The sequence below is a fragment of the Candidatus Ozemobacteraceae bacterium genome (assembly GCA_035373905.1).
GTDB lineage: Bacteria > Muiribacteriota > Ozemobacteria > Ozemobacterales > Ozemobacteraceae > MWAR01.
In genome coordinates this window covers 1-21,407 of record DAOSOK010000057.1, presented here as the reverse complement: position 1 = coordinate 21,407, position 21,407 = coordinate 1, and the positions used below count along the sequence as shown (strand labels likewise).

15 protein-coding genes are annotated in these 21,407 nt (G+C 59.3%); 12 read left to right on the top strand and 3 right to left on the bottom strand.

The features are described 5' to 3' along the window. Nucleotides 1-348 precede the first annotated feature (348 nt). Genes PLU72_19150 through PLU72_19115 form a run of 8 tightly spaced genes read left to right on the top strand, consistent with a single transcriptional unit; the run spans nucleotide 349 to nucleotide 11,382 of the window. A complete protein-coding gene (locus tag PLU72_19150) occupies nucleotides 349-1,068 on the top strand; it encodes a hypothetical protein (GenBank protein ID HOT30298.1) in 720 nt (239 codons plus the stop codon). Next, nucleotides 1,065-1,886: a hypothetical protein gene (locus tag PLU72_19145; protein HOT30297.1), complete on the top strand. Its 822-nt coding sequence runs from the start codon at nucleotides 1,065-1,067 to the stop codon at nucleotides 1,884-1,886. Before PLU72_19150 ends, PLU72_19145 begins: the two co-directional genes overlap by 4 nt. Continuing rightward, nucleotides 1,883-2,968 carry a hypothetical protein gene (locus PLU72_19140; protein ID HOT30296.1) on the top strand — a complete coding sequence of 362 codons (1,086 nt, stop codon included), beginning with the start codon at nucleotides 1,883-1,885 and terminating at the stop codon, nucleotides 2,966-2,968. Before PLU72_19145 ends, PLU72_19140 begins: the two co-directional genes overlap by 4 nt. A gap of 47 nt (nucleotides 2,969-3,015) precedes the next feature. After that, complete coding sequence (locus tag PLU72_19135) at nucleotides 3,016-7,260, top strand: hypothetical protein (GenBank protein ID HOT30295.1); 4,245 nt, start codon at nucleotides 3,016-3,018, stop codon at nucleotides 7,258-7,260. A 1-nt stretch (nucleotide 7,261) separates the two neighbouring features. After that, nucleotides 7,262-7,807 (top strand): hypothetical protein, encoded by a 546-nt coding sequence (locus PLU72_19130; protein HOT30294.1) that lies wholly within the window; start codon nucleotides 7,262-7,264, stop codon nucleotides 7,805-7,807. Nucleotides 7,808-7,811: 4 nt separating this feature from the next. Continuing rightward, nucleotides 7,812-8,300 (top strand): hypothetical protein, encoded by a 489-nt coding sequence (locus tag PLU72_19125; protein HOT30293.1) that lies wholly within the window; start codon nucleotides 7,812-7,814, stop codon nucleotides 8,298-8,300. 15 nt (nucleotides 8,301-8,315) lie between these two features. After that, on the top strand, nucleotides 8,316-9,068 hold the full coding sequence (locus tag PLU72_19120) for a prepilin-type N-terminal cleavage/methylation domain-containing protein (GenBank protein ID HOT30292.1): 753 nt from the start codon (nucleotides 8,316-8,318) through the stop codon (nucleotides 9,066-9,068). Nucleotides 9,069-9,072: 4 nt separating this feature from the next. Further along, the gene (locus PLU72_19115) at nucleotides 9,073-11,382 is read left to right on the top strand and encodes a PAS domain S-box protein (protein ID HOT30291.1); all 2,310 of its coding nucleotides are present in this window, start codon (nucleotides 9,073-9,075) and stop codon (nucleotides 11,380-11,382) included. Between the two features lie 28 nt (nucleotides 11,383-11,410). On the opposite strand, the gene PLU72_19110 is transcribed toward PLU72_19115, so the two are convergent. Both PLU72_19110 and nagB read right to left on the bottom strand, forming a co-directional pair. Next, entirely contained in the window at nucleotides 11,411-12,913 is a 1,503-nt protein-coding gene (locus PLU72_19110) for a peptide MFS transporter (GenBank protein HOT30290.1), read from the bottom strand. A 247-nt stretch (nucleotides 12,914-13,160) separates the two neighbouring features. Then, nucleotides 13,161-13,943, bottom strand: coding sequence for a glucosamine-6-phosphate deaminase (nagB, locus tag PLU72_19105; protein ID HOT30289.1), 783 nt, complete (start codon nucleotides 13,941-13,943; stop codon nucleotides 13,161-13,163). Between the two features lie 338 nt (nucleotides 13,944-14,281). Between nagB and PLU72_19100 the strand changes: the two genes are divergently transcribed. Genes PLU72_19100 through PLU72_19090 form a run of 3 tightly spaced genes read left to right on the top strand, consistent with a single transcriptional unit; the run spans nucleotide 14,282 to nucleotide 18,158 of the window. Further along, nucleotides 14,282-15,562: an MFS transporter gene (locus tag PLU72_19100; protein HOT30288.1), complete on the top strand. Its 1,281-nt coding sequence runs from the start codon at nucleotides 14,282-14,284 to the stop codon at nucleotides 15,560-15,562. A 15-nt stretch (nucleotides 15,563-15,577) separates the two neighbouring features. After that, nucleotides 15,578-17,032 (top strand): SH3 domain-containing protein, encoded by a 1,455-nt coding sequence (locus PLU72_19095; protein ID HOT30287.1) that lies wholly within the window; start codon nucleotides 15,578-15,580, stop codon nucleotides 17,030-17,032. 37 nt (nucleotides 17,033-17,069) lie between these two features. Continuing rightward, the gene (locus tag PLU72_19090; GenBank protein HOT30286.1) at nucleotides 17,070-18,158 is read left to right on the top strand and encodes a dipeptide epimerase; all 1,089 of its coding nucleotides are present in this window, start codon (nucleotides 17,070-17,072) and stop codon (nucleotides 18,156-18,158) included. Nucleotides 18,159-18,239: 81 nt separating this feature from the next. Here the strand turns inward: PLU72_19090 and PLU72_19085 are convergent, their stop codons facing one another. Beyond that, the gene (locus tag PLU72_19085) at nucleotides 18,240-19,241 is read right to left on the bottom strand and encodes a peptidoglycan recognition family protein (protein HOT30285.1); all 1,002 of its coding nucleotides are present in this window, start codon (nucleotides 19,239-19,241) and stop codon (nucleotides 18,240-18,242) included. Between the two features lie 447 nt (nucleotides 19,242-19,688). Between PLU72_19085 and PLU72_19080 the strand changes: the two genes are divergently transcribed. Beyond that, nucleotides 19,689-21,182: a SpoIID/LytB domain-containing protein gene (locus PLU72_19080; protein HOT30284.1), complete on the top strand. Its 1,494-nt coding sequence runs from the start codon at nucleotides 19,689-19,691 to the stop codon at nucleotides 21,180-21,182. Nucleotides 21,183-21,407 lie beyond the last annotated feature (225 nt).

Sequence of the window (21,407 nt, the reverse complement as noted above, 5' to 3'; positions counted from 1 at the left end):
GGCCCCGGTCATTTTCCCGGGGCCGTTTTTACACCACTTCCTGGGACTTTATCCAGCTGTTGCCTAACATATGAGATGAGTAGGAACAAACGCAGCCTCGGCTTGAGAGCATTCTGCCCATTGGAGTCCACAACCTCGAGACAATTTTTTTTACACATCGGGTGTTTTTTACGCATCGAAGGCATCGATGATTCCATCTCCCGTTCTCCGCGCACCCGCTGTTCATGCGGAAGAATTCTTTTCATCGTCGCGATGGATGTTTCATGGTATATATGATGCAAGAAGTGTATTCCAGAGAGGTCTGCTGTGTTTCGAAAATGCACGGTCCTTCTGATATCGATTTCCGCAATGCTCTGTGCGGCATTTTCTGCGCAGTGCTGTGATGTCACGCACGAATGGCAGGAGATCCAGTCGCTGAATCCGGCGAATCTCCCTCCCGACCTCGCGTTTCTCGAGTTGAGCTTCAAACTGCGATCAGCGCTGGCTTCCGAGGCAACACACCCGGACGTGACCGTTGTCTGGCCGGAGGCTGCCGAATTCGATTCGCCCGTTCCCCTTCCCGACGAGGCACCCGGAGATTGGACGATACCGCCAGATATCCGGGATGCGATGGCCCCGGACGGAATCGACCCATCCGGTTTCTGGCGTAAAAAAAGTTTTCCCCTGAGCGAAAGTGCCCTTCTCTGTTCGACGCTCGAGCGCGTCATCGGAGGGAAATGGCATCCCTCGCCGGTCATTCCGGCATCCGGATGGATGCTTCATGTATCCTGCCCGGAACGCTCCACCAACATCGCCTGGAACAAAGACATCCGCACCCCCGGCATGTATGGGCTTTCGAGGCTCGATCGCGCGGTCATGCGCGTCTGCCTGAGAAACCCTGCCGGAGACGTTCGCCTGATCGAGGAATATTCGCTCAAGTCGCTCGCCGAAGCGCACTTTGCAGATATCGCATCCGGGGGACGCCGGCTTCTCGGTCTCCTCGTGCAGGCTGGTTTTCCGCCCCTCCTGCGCAGGGAAACCGTCGCCCGTCCAATCCCCGATCCAACCATTCGAGGTGAAAGCCAATGATCTGCTCCGGATTACGCATCTCCCGCCTTCCGTCAATTCTCATCCTTGCCGTTCTTATCGCTGGCATGGCCCCGGTGGCGGCAGCTGAAATGACGTCGATCGGCTATTTCGATCTGACCCGCATCATCGCACTTCATCCCCTGATGGGGAAATTCGATCTCCAGACCCGGAGGTTCACAGGAACCCCCTCTCAGCCGCCGGAAGACCTGTCTCTCGCCATAAACCGGACCGAGTCGAACATCAGGGCGATCACCTTCAGGCTCGATCAGCTCAAATCCCGCCTCGAAAAAGACCTCAAGTCCGGCGGGAAAGCCGCTTCCGATGCCATGCAGGCGTATTGGCTCCGACGCAAGCCAATCGAGGCCGAACTGGCCATCGAGCAATCCCGACTGACCGAATATACAGAAATGCTGTCCATGGGCCGATCCACAAGGAACGAATCCATCGTGCCGATTCTCGAACAGATATTATCGGATATTCGTGATGCAATCGGGGAAGTTGCGGCTAGAAATCGCGCCCACGTGATCCTTGACGTTTCCGCCTTGAATCGTCGTCAGATTTCGCGACTGGCGATCACCGATCTATCGTCCGTTCAGGTCAATCCCCTTCAGCAACTCTGGCTAACCCCCGACTCAAACGTCACGGCAGAGTCGCTCGAACGCTGGCTCGACAATGCGGGAGAGATCGTCGTCGGACGGTTTCCCGGTCTCGGGTGTCCGATCCCGGCGGGCGGGATCGATCTCGAGCCTGAAATCATCCGTCTGCTGAACAGAAAAGCCATCATTCCAGGAGTCCCCACAGACAGGAGTCATCAATGAAAAGGCCCACACGTTCTTTCGCGTCTCTTGTTTCTCCTTCCGCCTCGTTCCTGATCCTCGTCCTGCTGCTGGAGCTGGCGACCGGGACGCATGCAGCCGCACCCATGGCCCAACAGATCGGGGGAATCGCCCAGGCAGACCTTCGCCTTCTTCTGATGCTCCATCCCTCGATGATGGGCTATGATTTCACCCTCAACAGGTTCCTCAAAGTCTCGCCCGGGCAGAAAGCAGCCTACAAAGCGGCCGAGGACGAGATTGCGCGGAGGAGACCCGAGGTCGACAAGGCGCTTCAGACTCTCCAGCTCGAACGGAGCAAGCTCCTTCGCGAGGCCGGGTCGGCCAGGATTGCAGCATCTATCAGGGCTGCTCCGGTCACTACGCTGAATGAGTCCGCCCAGGTTCCCCTCTTCGATCCCGCTGCATCCAGCACCAAAACGGTCGAGGCTTCAACGATCGACAAGCACCTCGAACCCGACGGTGCGGCAGGTGTTTCCCTCAGTGCCGAACGGGCCATCATCAGTTCTGAGAAACGACTCGCCGAGATCGACGCGCGTATCCAGGCTCAGTATGACCGGCTTCTCGAGCCGCTCTACCATCCCACCACCGAGACCGGAAAAATATTCAACGGAATTCTGTCGGAAGTGAAATCCATCATTGCTGACGTCGCGCGTCAGCGTGGTATTTCGACCGTCATGAACGCCTGTCCGATCACGTCCGGCTCCCCCCGGCAGCTGCGGAATCCCGGAGCAACGCTTCCTTCCGGCGACCATTCCAGGGCCTTCGATCACCTTTTCGAAGCTCTCCTGAACACCGAATTCGACGCCATCACTCTTCCGCCGCTTCCCGATACGCAGCGCGTCCTTGCCGGAATCGGCATGACGATCACCGAGCCTCTGCGAGCCTATCTGGCGAAATCGCCGGCCCTCGCCCCCCTCATGGAAAGCCCGGAAACAGGGCACCTGTTCCTCTATGGCGGCGTGGATCTGACGGCGCCCGCAGCCACAGTCCTGATGACCAAATACAAGTTCCCCGCCGGCATTCAGCAACTTGTGCTCAGCATCATCGCCCGCCGACAGCTCTGACGTTCGCAACAGATGCCGGTAATGCCGGCAGCGAGGAGGAAATCCTTATGAACAGCAACCGGAACCGTTTCCCGATCCCGCCCCTGCTCGTCCTGCTGGCGTTGTTCGCCTGTCTGACGCCGGCGTGGTCGGCCCTGGACTCGTATTATCTCCAGAACGGCGACGCCTATCTGCTGATCGGGGAAAACCCGACCGTCGGGTATGCGAACGTTCGCGGCGTCTATGCCATGAACAATCTGACGACCAACGTTCCACAACAGCTGTACGATCCGCAGGACTCGTACGGCATCTCCGCCTCGCTCATCTACGTCGGCCCGGGAAATTTCTATAAGGAACTCTATACATTTTCGGGAGCCGATACCGGCCTCGACGACGTCACGGAGCCCCTCGAGCGCCAGTGCCGGACGACCGCGCAACTCACCGAAGGGTATCACGGCGTACAGGGCAATCTTCCCGGCGGCATCCATCGACAGCCGTATGCCATTCCCCCCGGCCAGCAAAAGTCGGTCTCCGCTTACGGATTTTTGTGGGAAACCTTCTCTCACGGCTACGGATACTCGAAAGATACGGACGGCAATGGGATGACCGATACGTTCTACTATTATCCCATGGTCTTCCAGCGAACCGGCGGCCCGATCTCCTTTGGAACATATTATGTTGGTGACGCGACGTTCTGCGCCCCCTGCAACATCCCGATCACGCCGGTTCCCGGCCGTTCGGGCTATTACTACGTCAATACGAACACCTGGTATCATCCGATCGAAAAGCTCCAGAACAATACCGGTCGGCCGATGATCCGGCGGGAAAGCGTCAAGGCGAAGTTCCGCAACCTTTCGATGACGCAGTACCGGGTGAACCCAGCCACCGGTCCGAACATCCTGTATCCGGTCGCCAGCGTGAAGCTCAGCGAGGAGGTCACCGTGACGACGCTGGCCGAGTGCGGCGACCCCTGCGCCCCCGGCACCGGGCAGTATACCGCCCCCGGCGCGCCGGTCCCGTATCTTGACACTGTTCGTTCGGGTTTCGGCCGATCGTATCTCTACTCCCGCGTTCCCAGCGCGTCGGGCTTCACCCTCATCGCGAAGAATTCCGCAGGCACGGATATCACGGTGCCGAATACCAATCTGAAAGGCGACAAGAACCTACCGCTGAACAACTATACGACGACCAAGTTCATCGGGGCCTCGGCCCGCGGAACGCTGGAAGACTACGTGTATTTTCTCGGGAATGACGTCGTCAAGGACTGGCTGGCCAGCAAGAATTTCACCCCGCCAGTCACCCCCAACGTCGTCGACTGTGCCGTCTCAGACCAATGGTGGCTGAACGGCGGCATCGTGTATGCCTACGACAAGGCAAACGGCCAGGTGTACCAGTTCGTGCGCAATGAAACCAGCAATTCCTTCTCCTACAACATCATCGCCGTCGGCTCGGACCCCGATTCCATTTCAGCCGACGGCTTCGGGAATCTCTACCTGCTGAAGACGATCAGAGAGCCCGCGGCCATCGCGAACATCGGCCCGTCGGAACTGGTCATCGCCTCGACGACGTGGGGGTCGCCGCCCCCGACCCAGCCTGGGACGCGATACGGCACGGCCTATTATCGGCAACTCATTTACAAGGGCGTCATCAAGCGCGACTATTACGGCGGTGGGATGACGACCTTCGCGGCGAAAGTTCCGATCGGCGCCGACTACTTCTGCCGCACCATTTCTTACCCGAACTGGACGAGCAGTTCGAATCTCACCGACACAACGAAATGGCAGTTCCTGAGCGGCCTCAGTCGATCCTCCACACCGGTGACCGACCAGATCTATTGCGAGCTTGCCGTCATCAACGTGAATACCCCGCCGGAACGAACCGGAAATGCAAGCGGCCAGACGGATATCAACGGCCCGTATGTCCTGAATGGAACGGCCCTCCAACAGGCACAGGTCCCCTATAGCGAGACCACGCCTCTGTTCTTCCAGGTCGAAAACTTTCCGCTCCTCGATCCGAATGGCGTCAATACACGCGCCACCAACCTGACCAACGTCGACGGGGATGCGTGGACCGGCGGCTTCACGTCTGCGATAGCAACGATCTCGTATCATTGGGTCGTCGAGCAGATCAGCGACCGGTATGGCATTCCGGCCACCAACCCCGTCACCATCTTCGACCGCACGGATCCGTTGTATAACACGGTCGGCCTCAGTTTCACGGCCGGCAAATATAACGTATGGATACAGAGCAAGTTCACCTATTACGATTATGACCGCCTCACGCCGGGCAGCACCCCGGCAAGTCGCGCCGCAATCCTCAGTTCCATCCAGACGGCACGCGGGACGACGAACGCATCGCCCTATCTCTATCCCGGAACGGAAGGCTGGTCGATGGCCCAGGTCGAGATCGCATCCGCCTCGATCGCTTCGTTCCCGGGCGGCGCCGGCGTCATCATGTCCGGCAAGTGGCTGGGCGGGAACAGTTATTCATACGCACCTCTCACCACCGATCCTACGTCGACACCGGTCTATATCATCGAAGAAGGCGCCACCTGGTCGTTCAAACTCCGCGACAAGGCATCAAATACCGGTTCGAATGACAGAATCGCGGCAATCCTGAATTCCGCTCCCCCCACGCCGAACGACACCCAGGCTGACCTCTCAACGCTCAGGTGGTCGGCACCTCCGACGTTCAAGTGGACGGCGCGGCTCGAGCATCCGACGACGAATGCAGGCATTCTCCAAAGCGCCGACGTCTATCCCGACAACTCGATGTCGCCGAGTATCGAGGTCCCGCAGCCGCTGCTGAAACGCTTCCTGACGATACCGTCAGATCCCGTTGCATACACGCTTGAAGTCGATGTGACGAGGTTCTACGAATACGGCACCAAGATCATTGTCGGTCAGGATCAGACGGGCGTGGATCCCGTCACGGGCGCGCCGGTGTATACTCCCAAATGGGCGGACACCACGCTTCGGCCGTATCTCCAGGTGAAGGCTCAGGCAAAAGTCATCGTTCTCGACAAGACGCCACCGGCTCTCACCCTGCTCGAGCCGTATCAGCAGCAGGCAATGCCGGCCATGGGTCTGATCGCCCGCACGACAGGCCCGACCGCCGAACGCACCGTTCTCTGGGGCACCACGGGGGATTCGATCCTGTCTCCCGAAGGCAAATCCAATCCTTCGACGCTTCAGTTCGTCGTTGCCGACAACAACCCCTTTGGCAACTATAGTCAAACCAATACCTACACTGATTCTCATTCCGGCCTCAGCTGTCGTCACAACGTCTCGAAGCGAGCCGGCACCTTCATCTACCAGACAGCCACCGGCACGAGCCTGAGTCCCCAGATCATCTGGGCACACACTTCAGCACCGGCGACCTACCGGGACGATAACGGACACGGCGGCTCGTTCCAAATGCAGAACCTGACAATGCCGAGCACGTTGCTGTCGCAGACCTCTCCGGCAGCCATCTACAATTCCACGACGTTCAGTTATCTGACATACACGATGAATCTCAGCTCCCTGCAACATTTCTCGCGGGATCCCGCGAACGGAAACGCCTGGTCGGGCAAGGTTCCGATGAATTACGCGAACAATCTGCCATACTATTCGAACCTGACCTACGGAGCTTGGTTCACGGATTCGAGCGGAAATACCATGGTCGCGAGCTGGACGAGCGCCGGCTTCATCGTCATCCGCGACAACAAGAAGCCGAACGCCGCCGTCCAGGCGGTCGATGAAAAGACGCTCACCGCGCGCGTCGTTCCCTTCCTCGCCGGAACGATTCCCGTCGGGTACACTCGGGCGAGCGTCGACAATTTCCTCACCGCGCCGACATATACGCAGCTGAACGAAACGACGCCCTGGGGACCGACCGCGCTCAACGGGTTCGTTTCGATCGCCTGGCCGTGGCGCCCCGGAAGCGGCAATGCCCAGTTCACCTTCCAGGGAGCCGGTCTCGACGGCGCACAGGAGATCGGTTACGAACAGGATATTCCGATCAGGTTCCAGTCGTGCGTCAGTGACAATGTCACTCCAGTCGCAAGCATGACGACAACCTGGACGATCAGCGGAGGCGCCTTCGATTCGCCGTTGCCGATCACCTCGAACCCGTGGCGGTATCTCTTCCGACAGGCGGCGACGTATACGATGTCGCTCAGCCTCAGCGATACGGCACGAGGCTGGCCGTCAGATCCGGCCAATCCGTACAGCACGGCGGGGGCGGCCCCGAACGACCGAACTCTGAACATCGTCATTCCGATCTCTGCCACACGTCTCGATCTGCGTGTCATCGAGAAACAGATGCGCTGACATGGCTCGTTCCTGTCGTCGGGGCATCTCCCTCATCGAAATCATGCTGGCGACCCTGATCATGGCGTTCGCCATGTTCCCGATCGCCGGCATGATGGGATACGGGATCAAGGGCAACCAGAAGGATTTCCGGGGAATCCAGGCGATTCAGCTGGCTGAGGCGAAGCTGAACAAGATCATGGTTCTCGACTTCGCCCAGCTGCCTGACGGAAGTGAGATCACAGCCGACATCACATCGGGACCACAGGTTCTCGTACCGCTGGGCTCGGAAACGGTCGGCCAGGATATCTTCGGCGTGGTCCTGACGAGCGAACTGGTCAACAGCGCGTTCGATTATTACTACGTCGATCTGAACAACACGAATCCGACCCCCTACGTCGCAACACAACCCTCGTCGTGGTTCTTCCGCGCAGCCGGCGCACCGTTGAGCCTCACGGGAACGGACCGCCGCCTGCGTCGACTCCGACTGCGCGTGGAGTGGCGCGAGCCTTGGGGAGTTGTTCGCAATGTCGAACTGACGACGTATAAAGCGGACCTGAGGGATTGAACGCATGCGCACCTCTCGAAACGGGATGGCCCTGGTCATCGTTCTCGTTCTCTGTACCGCCCTGCTGTCGGTGGGACTCTGGTTCATCAGCGGGTTCAGGCATCGCACTGCGATCAACCCCGCCGTGTTTGAGCGGATCCAGATGGATTTTTTCGCGCAGGGCATCCTTCAGGCGGCGATGCTCAAGTTCAAGAAAATGCCCTCCGAGTTCTATTACGCCTTCCGCGCAAGAAGCATCAACCCGGCATATCTGGACTTGTATTTATGCAAGAATTCGGGCAGCAAGGATGTCCCTCTCCTGACCGGGACGATGACTCTGCCCTCCGGTTCTTTCGTCGGCAAACCGGTGACTGTCACCTACAGCACCGATTTCGACTTGGTATATAATCAGCTATACAATCAGGACGGCATCGTCATTCGCGTGAACATTCAGAGCGGAGGCCGGTCACGGCAGGTTTCTCACACCATCAACGTTTCACGCCATCGTCTGTAAATCGAGAGGAGTAACATGCGCCCCCCCAGATCCGGTTTCACGCTGATCGAAGTGATCATTGCGGCAGGGTTGCTGAGCATTTTCCTGATAGGAGTCTTCAACCTGTATCGTTCGGGTTCGAACGTCTTTCGCAGTGGCAACTGGCGAATGGTGACCCAGAAGCAAATGCAGCTCACCCTGCAGCAGATCCGGGAAGATCTCGAGCGCGCCAATAACGCCACCTGTTTTCTTCCGACGGGGATCGCTTCGGAGGTTCTGCCGGTATACCTGAGAAGATCATGCACGGTTCTCGGCTCGGAGCCGACCCAGCTTACGAGCATCACTCCCTCTCAACTCCTGCTCTATGCCTCCATCACGACCCCGAATACCGAGACATCCAGCGTTGCCGCCACAAAAGCGAAGGGAACCTGGATGGGCATCGCCTTGTACGGCGGCACGAACAGCCTCCGATACGTGCGGAAGTCGAATCCGGATACCGAACCGCCCCCGAGTTCGGACAACATCACAAATTACAAGCCATCGGGCGGCGTCGGTTCGACGGCAAGCTTCACGGGCGCCCTGAGCGACGCGATTCACAAGCTGATCGACAATCCCAGTTTCATCGAAGGGGTGTCGTCGATCGGCTTTTCCTACCAGACCGGGGAACGGACGACCGTGACCATTCTTCTCCGAAGCACGAGCCAGATTCCCGGGCAACCGGTTACGACCGTCGAGGAGCGGGTTACGGCGAAACTGCTCACCGGCACCACCGTCGTTCTCTTTCCTTAGGTATATGGATCAGAATCGGGAAGCAACCTCCGAATGCCAAACCACGGCCGATGAGCGCCTGTTTCGGGAGATATTCGACCGGAACTGCGCCATCAAACTCCTCATCGACCCCCAGACCGGCAGAATCGAGGACGCAAATACCGCGGCGGTCGAGTTTTACGGATATTCCCCGGACACCCTGCGGGGGATGAACATCTCCGACATCAACACCCTCCCGCAGGAGGCGGTCATTGCCGAAATGCGGAAGGCAAAAGCCGGCACGAAGGGGAGGTTCGTCTTTTCCCATCGCATCGCCTCGGGAGAAATCCGCGAGGTGGAGGTCTTTTCGAGCGCCATAACGCTTCACGGACGGAATCTGTTGCTTTCGATCGTCCACGATCTTTCTGAGTTGAAACGGACGGAACGATCGCTTCGCGACATCGAACACATCTTCAACCTGTTCCTCGAGCACAGTCCGATCCTCGTCTATTTCAAGGACGAGCAGGGCCGTGCGCTGAAGGTGAGCCGAAACTTCGAACACCTGATCGGCTGCCCGGTGGAGGCGATTATCGGAAAGACCATGTTCGAGTTGTTCCCGAGCGACTTCGCGAAAAAGATGGTGGAGGACGACTTGAAGGTCTTGCGCGAAGGAAAAGCCATCGATATTTCGGAGACATTCAATAATCGGCACTATAGATCCGTCAAGTTCCCGATCCTGGAAAACGGACGGCCGCATCTGCTCGCCGGCTTCACGATCGATATGACGGATCAGGTGCGGGCGAATCTCGAACGTCAGAAGATGGAGGAGCATCTGCAGCTGACGCTCGAAGCGACGCACAGTTCCTCGTTCGACAACAATTTCCGAACCGGCGAAGTCCTGACGACGCCGGCGTTATATGAATTTCTCGGCTACGGGGCGGATGAACTCCCGAAAAACCTGAACGATGTCTACGCCCTCATACACCCTGACGATCTCGATGCCGTCAATCACGCCATCCAGGAACACAATGCCGGAAAAACCCACCATTATTACGCCGAGTTCCGCCTCAAATCGAAATCGGGCGAATGGATCTGGGCCAACGGCCTCGGAAAGATCATCGAACGCGACGAGCATGGGCAGCCGGAGCGTCTCATCGGAATATCCACCGAAATTCACTATCGCCGGACGGCGGAGGAAGAGAAGAAGAAACTCGAAGACCAGATCCGTCAGACACAGAAACTCGAGAGTCTCGGAATCCTCGCCGGCGGCATTGCCCACGATTTCAACAATCTTCTGACGGGCATTTTCGGCAATATCGAGATGGCCGCCCTGCACTGCTCCGCCGGCTCCCCGGCCAAGGAGTTTCTGGACAAGGCCCGCAGCGTATTCAACCGGGCGCACAACCTTACGAAACAACTCCTGACGTTTTCCAAAGGCGGGGCCCCGTCGAAAAAGACGGGAAATGTCTCGAAACTGCTCCGCGATTCATCGATGTTCGCCATCAGCGGGTCCAAGGCGGCCTGCCTGTTCGATATCGCGGAAGATCTCTGGCTGTGCGACTATGACGAAAACCAGCTCTCCCAGGTCATCGACAACATCGTCATCAACGCCCGTCAGGCGATGCCGGAGGAAGGGCTGATCAGGGTCTCGGCGCACAACGTCCAGCTCGAGAAGACTCCCGTTCCCAGGAACGGCGACGGAAGGTACGTCCAGATTTCGATTGCCGACACCGGCGTCGGGATTTCCCCGGAGGTCAGGGAGCGCATTTTCGAGCCGTTCTTCTCAACCAAGCAATGCGGAAGCGGTCTCGGGCTCGCAACGGCATTTTCCGTCGTCAAGCGGCACGGCGGGTTCATCACGGTCGACTCGGCGCCCGGCGCCGGCAGCGTTTTTCACATCTACCTTCCTGCAAGTCAGCGCAAGGCTGAGACCGAAACGGCGGCGGCATCCGGCATCGACCACCATGGTCAGGGAACCATTCTGGTCATGGATGACGAGCCGGCTCTACGCGAATTGCTGTCGATTCTGCTGCGCCAGATGGGATACGAACCCCTTTGCACGGCCGACGGCCAGCAGGCCATCCAGGCGCTCCAGGAGCTGCGACAGAAAGGCGGTACATGCGCGGGAGCGATTCTGGATCTGACGATCCAGGGGGGAATGGGCGGCAAGGCGGCAGGCGCCGAACTTCACCGGATCGATCCGACGCTTCGGATCTTCGCGACGAGCGGCTACTCCGACGATCCGGTGATGGCAAACCCCGAACAGTACGGATTCGCCGGGAAAATCGAAAAGCCGTATCTCCTGAAGGACCTGGCCGAAATCCTGAACAGGGAGCTTCCGGGCGGGAGCGCGTAAACCCTTTCTGACGAAGGATGGGGAAGGGTCAGCGTGCCGCCATCAGCCTCTTTACGAGCGGGGTTACGAGGAGCATCAGCACCGTGATGACCGCCAAGCCAATGGCGCAGTTCATATAGAGCCCAGAATAGACCCCGGCCGCATACCCGACGTCCTCGATCCTCGCCTTGTCGATCGAGGCAAGACTCGAGAGGAAACCCGAAAAATACCCGCCCAGCGAGGCGCACAGGAACCAGGCGCCCATCAGAAACGAGGCGAACCGCTTGGGCGCGAGCGTGCTGACGGCGGAAAGGCCCATCGGCAGAATGTTCAGTTCACCCAGCGTGAGAATGCCGATTCCCAGGACGATCCACCAGGCGGATGCCTTGACGCCGGTGGCGGCGATGGAGCCGGACACCCATGCCAGGAGCAGGGAGCTCACGGTCGCGAAGCACAGCGCGAAGACGATCTTCATCGGAATCGAGGGGTTGCGGCCCTGGTCGGCGAGTTTCGCCCAAAGCCAGGTGAACAGGCCGGCGAAGAGGATGACGGTGAGCGAGTTCGGCACCAGCGCGAAGAACGACGCCTCGAGCGGAATGCCGAACAAGGTCTTGTCGACGACGCGATCCACGAGCAGGGGAAGCGAGGTGTACATCTGCTTGAACACGGACTGAAAGCAGATTGCCGCCAGGATGATGATCAGGATCGCGAAGATCGAGTTACGCTCGCCGGTATCGCGGCAGGAGAGAGCGAGGCCGAAGATGCCGACGACGATGGCGATGCTGAGATACGTGATCGCGATCTTTGTCTGACCGGGATTGTGGAACAGATACACCATCAGCGCACCCAGCGCCACGGTTCCGAGCGCCAGCCAGACGCCATTCGGCAGAACGAACGTCCGTTTCAGCAGCCTCCCCGATTTATAACCATCGGCTTCGTTGTTGTAGTACGGAGCCCCGAGTTGAAAGGCGATCAGGCCCAGGAACATGCCGCCGGATGAAAGATAGAAACAGTTATGCCAACCGTAGGTGCGTGCGACCCAGGCCATCAGGACTCCCGCCATCAGCGCCCCGAGGTTGATGCCCATGTAAAACAGCGTGTAGCCGCTGTCGCGATGCGTATCGCCTTCCGGATACAATTTTCCGACCATGACAGAAACGGTTGCCTTCAGGTAGCCGGTTCCGAGCGCGACGCAGGCAAGTCCGGCAAAAACGAAGGCGAGGCTCTCCCGCCACGCCAGGACCAGGTTCCCGACGAAGATCAGGAAGGCCCCCGCCGCGACAGAGTACCGGAGGCCCAGCAGTTTGTCGGCCACGAAGCCGCCCAGGATCGGCGTCATGAAGGTGAAGGCCATGTAGGCGCCGGAAGCAAGCGACGCGTCGTTGTCGGTCAATCCCAGCCGCGAGGTCAGGTAGAGCATCAGAACGGCGGAAATGCCGTAGAAGCTGAATCGTTCCCACATCTCGGTGGCGAACAGGTAATACAGCCCCTTCGGATACTTTGCCGTCGCCGCTTGTTTCAGGGCTGCAACACTCGTCGGGCCGTCTTTCATATCATCATTCCATTATTATACATAAATATATTATATTATCAATTCCAGCTTACGAACGGTCACATACGTACCGCGACTCGGCTCCGAACCATCCCCCGGGAAACCTGCAGATGAATATCGACATTCCGTTCGCTTTGAGGTATCGAAGCCTGTCCTGAGCCTGTCGAAGGGGGCAAGAGACATTTCGCGCTTCGATACCTCGGCACGAGCAGGTGATGTTCATTCCGCAGACATCAACAGGTCAGCATCAATACTGCTGCCACCCCGGTTTGCCGGCATACACGTCAAGGTAATACTGACGGCGCTTCAGCAACCCGGCGGCCTCCTCGTCGAGCAGGACGATCGCCTTCTCGTGGAACTGGAGGACGCTTCCCGGGCACCAGGCCGAAACCGGCCCCTCCACCATGTCGCGCACGGCGGGCGCCTTCGAGGCTCCGAACGCCAGCAGGAGGCAGCAGCGGGCATCCATGATCGTCCCCAACCCCATGGTCAGCACGTGATGGGGCACTTTGTCCGGGCCGCCGAACGGGGCGGCGTTGGCGTGGCGAGTCTCCTCGTCGAGGGTCTTGAGGCGGGTGCGCGACCGGAGCGACGACGTCGGCTCGTTGAACGCGAGATGCCCGTCGGAACCGATGCCGAGCACCTGGACGTCGATGCCGCCCGCATCGCGGATCGCCTGTTCGTACGCGGCACAGGAGGCCGGAATATCCTTCGCGAGGCCGTCGGGAAGGTGCGTGGCCCCGGGCGCGAAGTCCACGTGCCGGAAAAGGTGCTCTTCCATGCAGGCCCGGAACGAAGCCGGATGCTTCGGATCGAGTCCTACGTATTCGTCGAGATTGAAACTCACGACATGCCCGAAGGAAAGCCCCTCGTCGCGGTGCATGCGAACGAGTTCCTGATACAGAGGAAGCGGCGTTCCGCCGGTCGCAAGCCCCAGAACAGGTTTTTCCTTTTCCCGAAGCAGCCTGGCGATGATACGGGCTCCGATCCTGCAGGCATCCAAGCGGTTTTTCTGAATGATGATTTCCATGATGTTCTTCCTTCCCATCCCATCGTTTGTCGGCGGTCATTTTACCATGTATGTATCGCGGCGGCTCGACGATCATCGGAAATGCGCGCGAAAGAGGAAGGGTCGTTGCCCGTATCTCACGGTGGATGGTATGCTTCCGGCAGAATCATGCGGATCACGATTCGCCCCTACGCTCGAAGAAGGTTTGGCACGTTGAAATATGGAATGATTCACCGCTGAGGTGCGGAGAAAAACTCCGGTTCCCTGCGTCTCCGCGCTTTGGCAATCATTTCTCGTATCTTGGTTTTTTGTGTCTCTCTGGTGAAGCGGTCTTGTCATCTCTTCGAAAGGATCTTTTCGTGAGTCAGAAAACTTCGGGCAACCCCTGGATGTTCGTGCCCGCCCTGTATTTTCTCGAAGGCATTCCCTACTTCATGGTCAGCACCGTCTCGGTGACCATGTTCAAGAAACTCGGCATCTCGAATGCCGATATCGGCCTCTGGACGAGTCTCATCACATGGCCGTGGATCATCAAGATGCTCTGGGGCCCGCTCGTCGACGCCCATTCAACGAAGCGCCGCTGGATCGTCGGCTGTCAGCTCGCCATCATCGCGTTCCTGATCGTCGAATCGTTTTCGATCGTCCAGAGCTCGTTCCTGATGCCCACGCTCGCCGTACTGACCGGCCTCGCTTTTTTGTCAGCGACGCATGACATCGCCGCCGACGGTTTTTACCTGCTTGCCCTCTCCGAGGAAGACCAGGCATGGTTCGTGGGAATCCGCGGCACGGCATACCGCGTGGCGAACGTCTTCTGCAACGGCGGTCTGATCTACCTCGCCGGCCAGCTCGAACTGCAGGTCGCGGAGGGTGCTTCCCTGGCGCCGGTCTGGCAGAAAGTCATCTGGGCCGGAACCGCGGTCTATGCGGTGTGCGTCGTGGCCGGCTTCTACTCGATGCCACAGCCGCGCCGCGACGAGGGCCGATCCGACGGGTTTCCGTTCAGGGCGGCGTTCAGCGAGTATTTTAACCAGGCGCACCTCCCCGTCGTCCTCGGGTTTATCCTGCTGTACCGCTTCGGAGAGTCGATGGTGAGCAAAATGTCCAACCCGTTCCTGATCGACGCGGTCGAGAAGGGCGGTCTGGGCGTCTCGACCAGCGATGTCGGCTTCATCACGGGCGTGGTCGGCGTCGCGGCGCTGGTCATCGGCGGGATCGCCGGCGGCATGGTCATCTCCCGATTCGGCATCAAGCGTTCGCTCTGGCCGATGGTGCTGGCGATGAACGTTCCGAACCTGCTCTACATCTGGGCGGCCTACACCCACCCCGGAAAATCCTGGGTCACCCTCATCGTCGGCTGCGACCAGTTCGGCTACGGATTCGGGTTCGCCGCCTACATGGTCTACCTCATGTTCATCACCCAGGGCTCGAACTACCCCACGGCGCATTACGCCATCTCCACCGGCCTGATGGCCCTCGGCGCCATGTTCGCCGGCATCGTCAGCGGGTACATCCAGGAACAGGTCGGCTACGCCGGCTTTTTCCTCGCCACGCTGGTCTGCGCCATGCCGGGCATGCTCCTGCTGCCCTTCCTGCCCCTCGAGAAGGCCGACCTCCACATCGCCCCCGTCGACGTCGACTGAAAAGGATATACGCGCATGAGACATCAATCGATATATAAAATAAGAAATATGTCTTTCAGCCCGCTTTCGCTTCCGATCGTGGCAGCGACACTTCTGGCTATCATCGGAATGGCGTCTCAGGCATTTGCGACCGCCGGCGATGGAAGGTTCGTCCAGTTCGAACCGAACATCCCCGGGGTCATCGACGAGATGCTCGATCCCTCGTTCTGGATCGCCAGGGTGGCGGAGCCCGACAAGATCATCATGACGCCCCAGGAAATCCGGCGGTACAACCACAGGAGCGCCCGCGAGTGCAAACCCCTCGAGGATCTTCGATACTACCGCCGAATCCTGAATGGCGACGCCGTGCGCGGCATGATCTCCGCCGTCAGCTCCCGCCCTTCGAAAAAGAAGTTCATGAACGGCAGCGAACTCACCGGCGCCTATTTCGACCGTCTGGAACGGGCCCTCGATCTCGCCGCCATCCCCTCCCGGGTCATGGTGCGGTACGGCATCACGGTCAGGCGCACCGAGATGCGCACCTTCCCCACATTCGACCGAGTATTCAACGAACCCGACGATTACGAGTTCGACCGGTTCATCGAAACCGCCCTCTACCCCGTCGAACCGCTCGTGATCCTCCATACGAGCGCCGACGGCGAGTGGTTTTTCGCCCAGGCCTACAATTATCTCGCCTGGGTCCCCGTGAAGGACGTGGCCCTCACCGATTCCCGCACCCTCTTCGACTACCTCGACACCCCGAACTTCCTCGTCGTCACCGGGAAACGGGTGTTCACGGGCTACAACCCGATCAAGGCGGATGTCTCGGAACTGCTGCTCGACATGGGCGTCCGCATCCCCCTCGCCTCGCGCGACGAGATTCCCCTCGAGATCTACGGCCAGCACCCGGTCGGGAACTACGTGGCCAAGCTGCCCGTCCGCGGCCCCGAGGGAAACCTGGAATGGGGTCTGGGTCTGATCTCCCGGACGGACGAGGTGCATCTCGGCTACCTGCCGTTCACCCCGCGCAACATCATCACGCAGGCGTTCAAGTTCCTCGGTCAGCGCTACGGCTGGGGCGGCATGTTCAACGCCCGCGACTGCTCCGCCTTCATCATGGACAACTTCCGCACCATGGGCGTCATGTTGCCCCGCAACGCCGGAGAACAGGGCAAACTCGCTCTCGGCGCCATGCACCACATGCCCGAGTCCATGAGCCTGGAAGACCGGAAGAAACTGTTCGACACTCTGCCGCCCGCCGTCCCGATCTACATGGACGGCCACGCCATGTTATATCTTTGCAAATACAACAATGATTACTATATCATTCACGATTTTGCAGGCTACAGCGCGCCAGATGAGACCGGGGAGTTCAGGCGCTCGAAAACGCGGGGCGTTTCCGTGACGCCCCTTCTGGCGACGTTCCTCTCCAAGGGAAAGCATTACATGCAGGGTCTCTATTCCGCACGCGAGTTCAGGCTCGACAGATAACCCGGCGTCTTCGCCATCCACGATCGGAGGTCGTTCCATGATCATCACCGGCATCCGCACCGGCCGAGTGTCCATCCCTCTCCGCAAGCCATTCAAGACGGCCCTGCGCACCGTCGAGGTTCTCGAGCCCGTCATCGTGGCGGTCGACACCGACACGGGCGACGTCGGCTGGGGCGAGGCGCCGCCGACCGGTGCCATCACCGGCGACTCGCAGGGCTCCATCCGGGGCGCCATCCGCGAGTTCATCGCGCCGGTCCTGAAGGGAAAGCGTATCGACGGACTCGAAGACGTGCTGACGGCCCTTGACCGCTCCTGCGTCAAGAACACCAGCGCCAAGGCCGCCGTCGACATGGCCGTCCACGACCTGTTCGGAAAGCGGTACGGCATTCCCCTCTTTCGCCTGCTGGGCGGATACCGAGACCGCGTCGAGACCGACCTCACCATCAGCGTCAACAGCCCCGAGGAAATGGCCCGCGACTGTCGCGAAGCCGTTGAGCGGGGGTTTCGCATCCTGAAGATCAAGATCGGCAAGGAGCCGGCCTCCGACATCCAGCGTATCCGCTCGGTCCGCGCCGCGGTCGGACCGGACATCGTCATCCGTCTCGACGCCAACCAGGGCTGGAACGAGCGGGAAGCGATCCGTATCATGCGCGAGATCGAGTCGGCCGGCCTCGGGATCGAGCTCCTCGAACAGCCGCTGCCGGCGCACGATCTCGAGGGTCTCGCCGCCGTGAAAAACGCCGTCGCTACGCCCATTCTGGCCGACGAGGCGGTGTTCTCACCCCTCGACGCCGAAACCCTGCTCGCCCGTCGGGCGGCCGACTTCCTGAACATCAAGCTGATGAAGACGGGCGGCATGCGCGGCGCCCAGCAGATCTGCGCCATGGCCGAGCTTCACGGCGTCGAGTGCTTCATGGGCTGCATGATGGAAAGCAAGCTGGCCGTCACCGCCGCCGCCCACCTGGCCTGCGCCAGGAGGATCATCACCCGATGCGACCTCGACAGCCCGTCGCTCTGCGCCTCCGACCCGATCCGTGGCGGCGTCGTTCTCGATGGTCCGCATCTGATCATGCCCGAAGCCCCCGGCTTGGGCATCGAAGACGTCGACGGCATCACCTGGGACTGAGCAGCACGCCAGCCACACGCACCGAAATCGCGAACCGCCCCTCGATCGAGGGGTGGTTCCGTTATTGTATATTTACTATAATTATTTGAGCCCGGTGTTTTTCAGGACTTCCTCGCGATAATACGACATCCTGTCGTACACGCCGTCTCCGGGGCAGGTTTTGCTGGAGAAGTTCCGGTGGCCGTAGTATTGGGTGCGGGGATCGATCTTGTAGGTCGACGAGAGCCATGACAGCAGGCTCACGAGAGAGGCTTCCATTTTCGCGTTCACGGGGTCGGCTCCCGGGTCATAGTTGCCGATCATGCAGATGCCGACCATGTTGGTGTTGGGCGGGCAGTGGGCTCCGAGGGCGTTTTCGGGCCGTCCCTGGTAGATGACGCCGTCAGGCCCAATCAGGAAATGGTAGCCAATATCGGCCCAGCCGGTATTGGGGTCATCCATGTGATAGTTCTGGATGCCGCGGATCGTCGCCGCGCCCTGATACTGGGCCTGAGTCGGCGACCAACTGTGGTGAAGAACGATCTTCTGCGGCTCCTGGACACGGTATTCCCCCTTCGGCGGACGTGCCTTCCAGGCCGCGCGGGAAACGATGGGCGGCTTGGGGCACGCGTTGGCGGCGGGCAGCGGCACGGTCTTGGCCATCATGGCTTCCATCATCTCCTCGCCCATCCGGCGGCCCTGGGCGATATAGCGGTTCACGCGGGTCGTTCCCATGGAGGGATCGTAGACCACGAACACCATCTGCCATGCGGAAACCGGGTTCACATCGGCAAAATGCGCTTCGGCCTCGAAGGCTTCGAAGCGGCTCCAGCGGCCGGTCTTCGCATAACGGAAGCGAACGTACGAGTTCACCGTCGCGCCGGGCGCCTTTTCGACGTCGGCGGCGACCATGAGCGTATCGAGGGGTTCGTCGAGTTCGTACACCGGGGTCTCGAAGGAGCCGTAATTCTTGCCCGAAACTTCGAACGCCGGCGTTACGGAAATCCTGTAACTGGGCGGGTCTTCATCGGCCCGGGCAGCCGGAACGGCCAACGCCAGCAGTACAACCAGCACACAGAACCAGATCCGCGACCAATACTTCATTCTCAACTCCTCGCAGAAATGTATGGTTCCATTATACCGAAAGCCCGGAAAACAATCCACCCCTCCAAGAGTGTCTCTCTGAATCTCGAACGGCGATAGCCTGGGAGACTGTATCCGTTCGCCCTGAGCGTGTCGAAGGGCGAGGGACTCTCGTGCTTGGACACGCCCATCACGAACAAAAATGCAAAATCTGACTTCCGTCATGCAGACTCACAACATCTTCTCCATGAGGAGGGGTTTACGGATGGGAATATTTTCAGTAAACTTAATTCATATCATCACCAGAGGGGTACCCCCCTGAATCGATTTCGTTCTACCCGCACTCTCGGGAAGGAGCCGTTCATGAACGTTCGTTCAGCCAGCTTCCGTTCATATATCGCAAGGTATTTTTCGATCGCACTTTTCTGTGTCTTGAGTGTTTTTGTCGGATCTGCATCAGCCGAGCGTTTGATCAATATCAAGGTCGCCCAGTATGCGACGACCATCGAGTTCACCGCCGATTCCGGCCTCGTCTGGGATATGAACGGCAAAAACGGACGGATCAGCGGCGCCGATGTCGCAAAAGTTTCCGGCGTTCTCGAAAAAGCGGCCGTCAAGCGGTATCACGTGATGACCGCGTCAGCACGGGCCGTCGAAACCGAGAAGCTCTCACGTCTCGAATCCGAGTGGAAGGCGCTGGGGTTCCCCGCCAGGATACTTACGATCGGAAGGCCTCTACTGACCGCAGACGGAAAATCGGTCATTCACGACGGGCGTCTCGGCATGGTCGAGGTCGGGGTTTACAACACCCAGTCAGAAGCTCAGGCCCTCGTCGACAGGCTCGCCGCGCAGGGAAAATCAAGCTGGATTTACGTGGAAGTCGTCAGCCGTTCCCAAGGACGCCTTGCGCTTGTCGTCAATGGTGCAACGGTCGCCGAGGGACGCGAACTGTATCTCGTTCCCGAGCAGACGATGCTTCTGAAGAAAGTTGAATACGCCGTCGGGTATCCTTGGCACGGGTTCGCGGATCGCACCTACCGGGGCAAGATGACGTTCCGCTGGGGTGCCGAGGATGCTATCGACGCCGTTTTGAATACTCCTCTGGAAACGGTTCTGGCAGGTGTCGTGCCTTCGGAGATCTCAGGCAATGCGGCGATCGGCGCGCTTCAAGCCCAGGCCTGCGCCGCCCGCGGAGAGATTCTCGCCAAGATCGGCACGCGGCATATCGGGGAAGGCTTCGACACCTGTTCAGAACAGCACTGCCAGGTGTTTTCCGGCGAGTCGGCCATGTCGATCGCCGTTGCACAGAAAATCGCCCCCACCCGCGGGTATGTCCTCACGGCCCCGTCCGGCGGCCTCATCGATGCAGTGTATGCGGCCAATTGCGGCGGCCATGGCGAATCCAATCATTACGTCTGGACCACCGAACCCAATCCCATTCTGCGCGGCGTTTGGGATATCGACAATCCTCCAGCCCTCGATCTTTCCGAAGAAAAGCAGATTACCGACTTTCTGACGAATCCGCGCACGGCCTGGTGCAGCGACCCTTCCGTCGAAGGCGGAAGTAATTTCCGCTGGAAAAAGACGTTCACCGCATCCGACTGGAATACGATCGTGAACAGTCTCGGAATCGGCCGTATCAAATCCGTCACCGACATCGCGCGCGGCGTTTCAGGCCGGATATATCGATTGACCTTCGTCGGAGAACGAGGTTCGAAGACGGTCATGAAGGAACTCAACATCCGCAAACTTTTCGGCGGTCTGAAGAGCTCCTGCTTCATCGCCGACTGGGCGCGTGATGCTGCCGGCTTCATTACAGGCGCAACCCTCATCGGCGGCGGTTTCGGACACGGCGTTGGCATGTGCCAGACAGGCGCCCAAGGAATGGCGAAACGCGGGCATACGTTCGACCGCATCCTCTCCTATTATTTCCCGGGGAGCATTTTGAAGCGAATCGATTGATCCCCTAATGGGCGGTTCGCAAACCACCCCTACGTCACCCGCGATGCCACGACGATAATTCCGTAATTCCGGTAATTCCGGGGACGGGTAATTCCGGGGACGTGATATTCAATTGCCTGGTTCACGAGCTGCCCACTGTTGGTGTTCGATACACGTATTCTGCCAGGAAATCAAAGAGTTCGATATCACGTCCCCCGAATTCAAATTGGGGAAATGACAGAACCG

Excerpts from the sequence above, each read along its gene's own strand:
- PLU72_19150 (HOT30298.1), top strand. The coding sequence starts at position 349 with ATGCTCTGTGCGGCATTTTCTGCGCAGTGCTGTGATGTCACGCACGAA.
- PLU72_19145 (HOT30297.1), top strand. The coding sequence starts at position 1,065 with ATGATCTGCTCCGGATTACGCATCTCCCGCCTTCCGTCAATTCTCATC.
- PLU72_19140 (HOT30296.1), top strand. The coding sequence starts at position 1,883 with ATGAAAAGGCCCACACGTTCTTTCGCGTCTCTTGTTTCTCCTTCCGCC.
- PLU72_19135 (HOT30295.1), top strand. The coding sequence starts at position 3,016 with ATGAACAGCAACCGGAACCGTTTCCCGATCCCGCCCCTGCTCGTCCTG.
- PLU72_19130 (HOT30294.1), top strand. The coding sequence starts at position 7,262 with ATGGCTCGTTCCTGTCGTCGGGGCATCTCCCTCATCGAAATCATGCTG.
- PLU72_19125 (HOT30293.1), top strand. The coding sequence starts at position 7,812 with ATGCGCACCTCTCGAAACGGGATGGCCCTGGTCATCGTTCTCGTTCTC.
- PLU72_19120 (HOT30292.1), top strand. The coding sequence starts at position 8,316 with ATGCGCCCCCCCAGATCCGGTTTCACGCTGATCGAAGTGATCATTGCG.
- PLU72_19115 (HOT30291.1), top strand. The coding sequence starts at position 9,073 with ATGGATCAGAATCGGGAAGCAACCTCCGAATGCCAAACCACGGCCGAT.
- PLU72_19110 (HOT30290.1), bottom strand. The coding sequence starts at position 12,913 with ATGAAAGACGGCCCGACGAGTGTTGCAGCCCTGAAACAAGCGGCGACG.
- nagB (HOT30289.1), bottom strand. The coding sequence starts at position 13,943 with ATGGAAATCATCATTCAGAAAAACCGCTTGGATGCCTGCAGGATCGGA.
- PLU72_19095 (HOT30287.1), top strand. The coding sequence starts at position 15,578 with ATGAGACATCAATCGATATATAAAATAAGAAATATGTCTTTCAGCCCG.
- PLU72_19090 (HOT30286.1), top strand. The coding sequence starts at position 17,070 with ATGATCATCACCGGCATCCGCACCGGCCGAGTGTCCATCCCTCTCCGC.
- PLU72_19085 (HOT30285.1), bottom strand. The coding sequence starts at position 19,241 with ATGAAGTATTGGTCGCGGATCTGGTTCTGTGTGCTGGTTGTACTGCTG.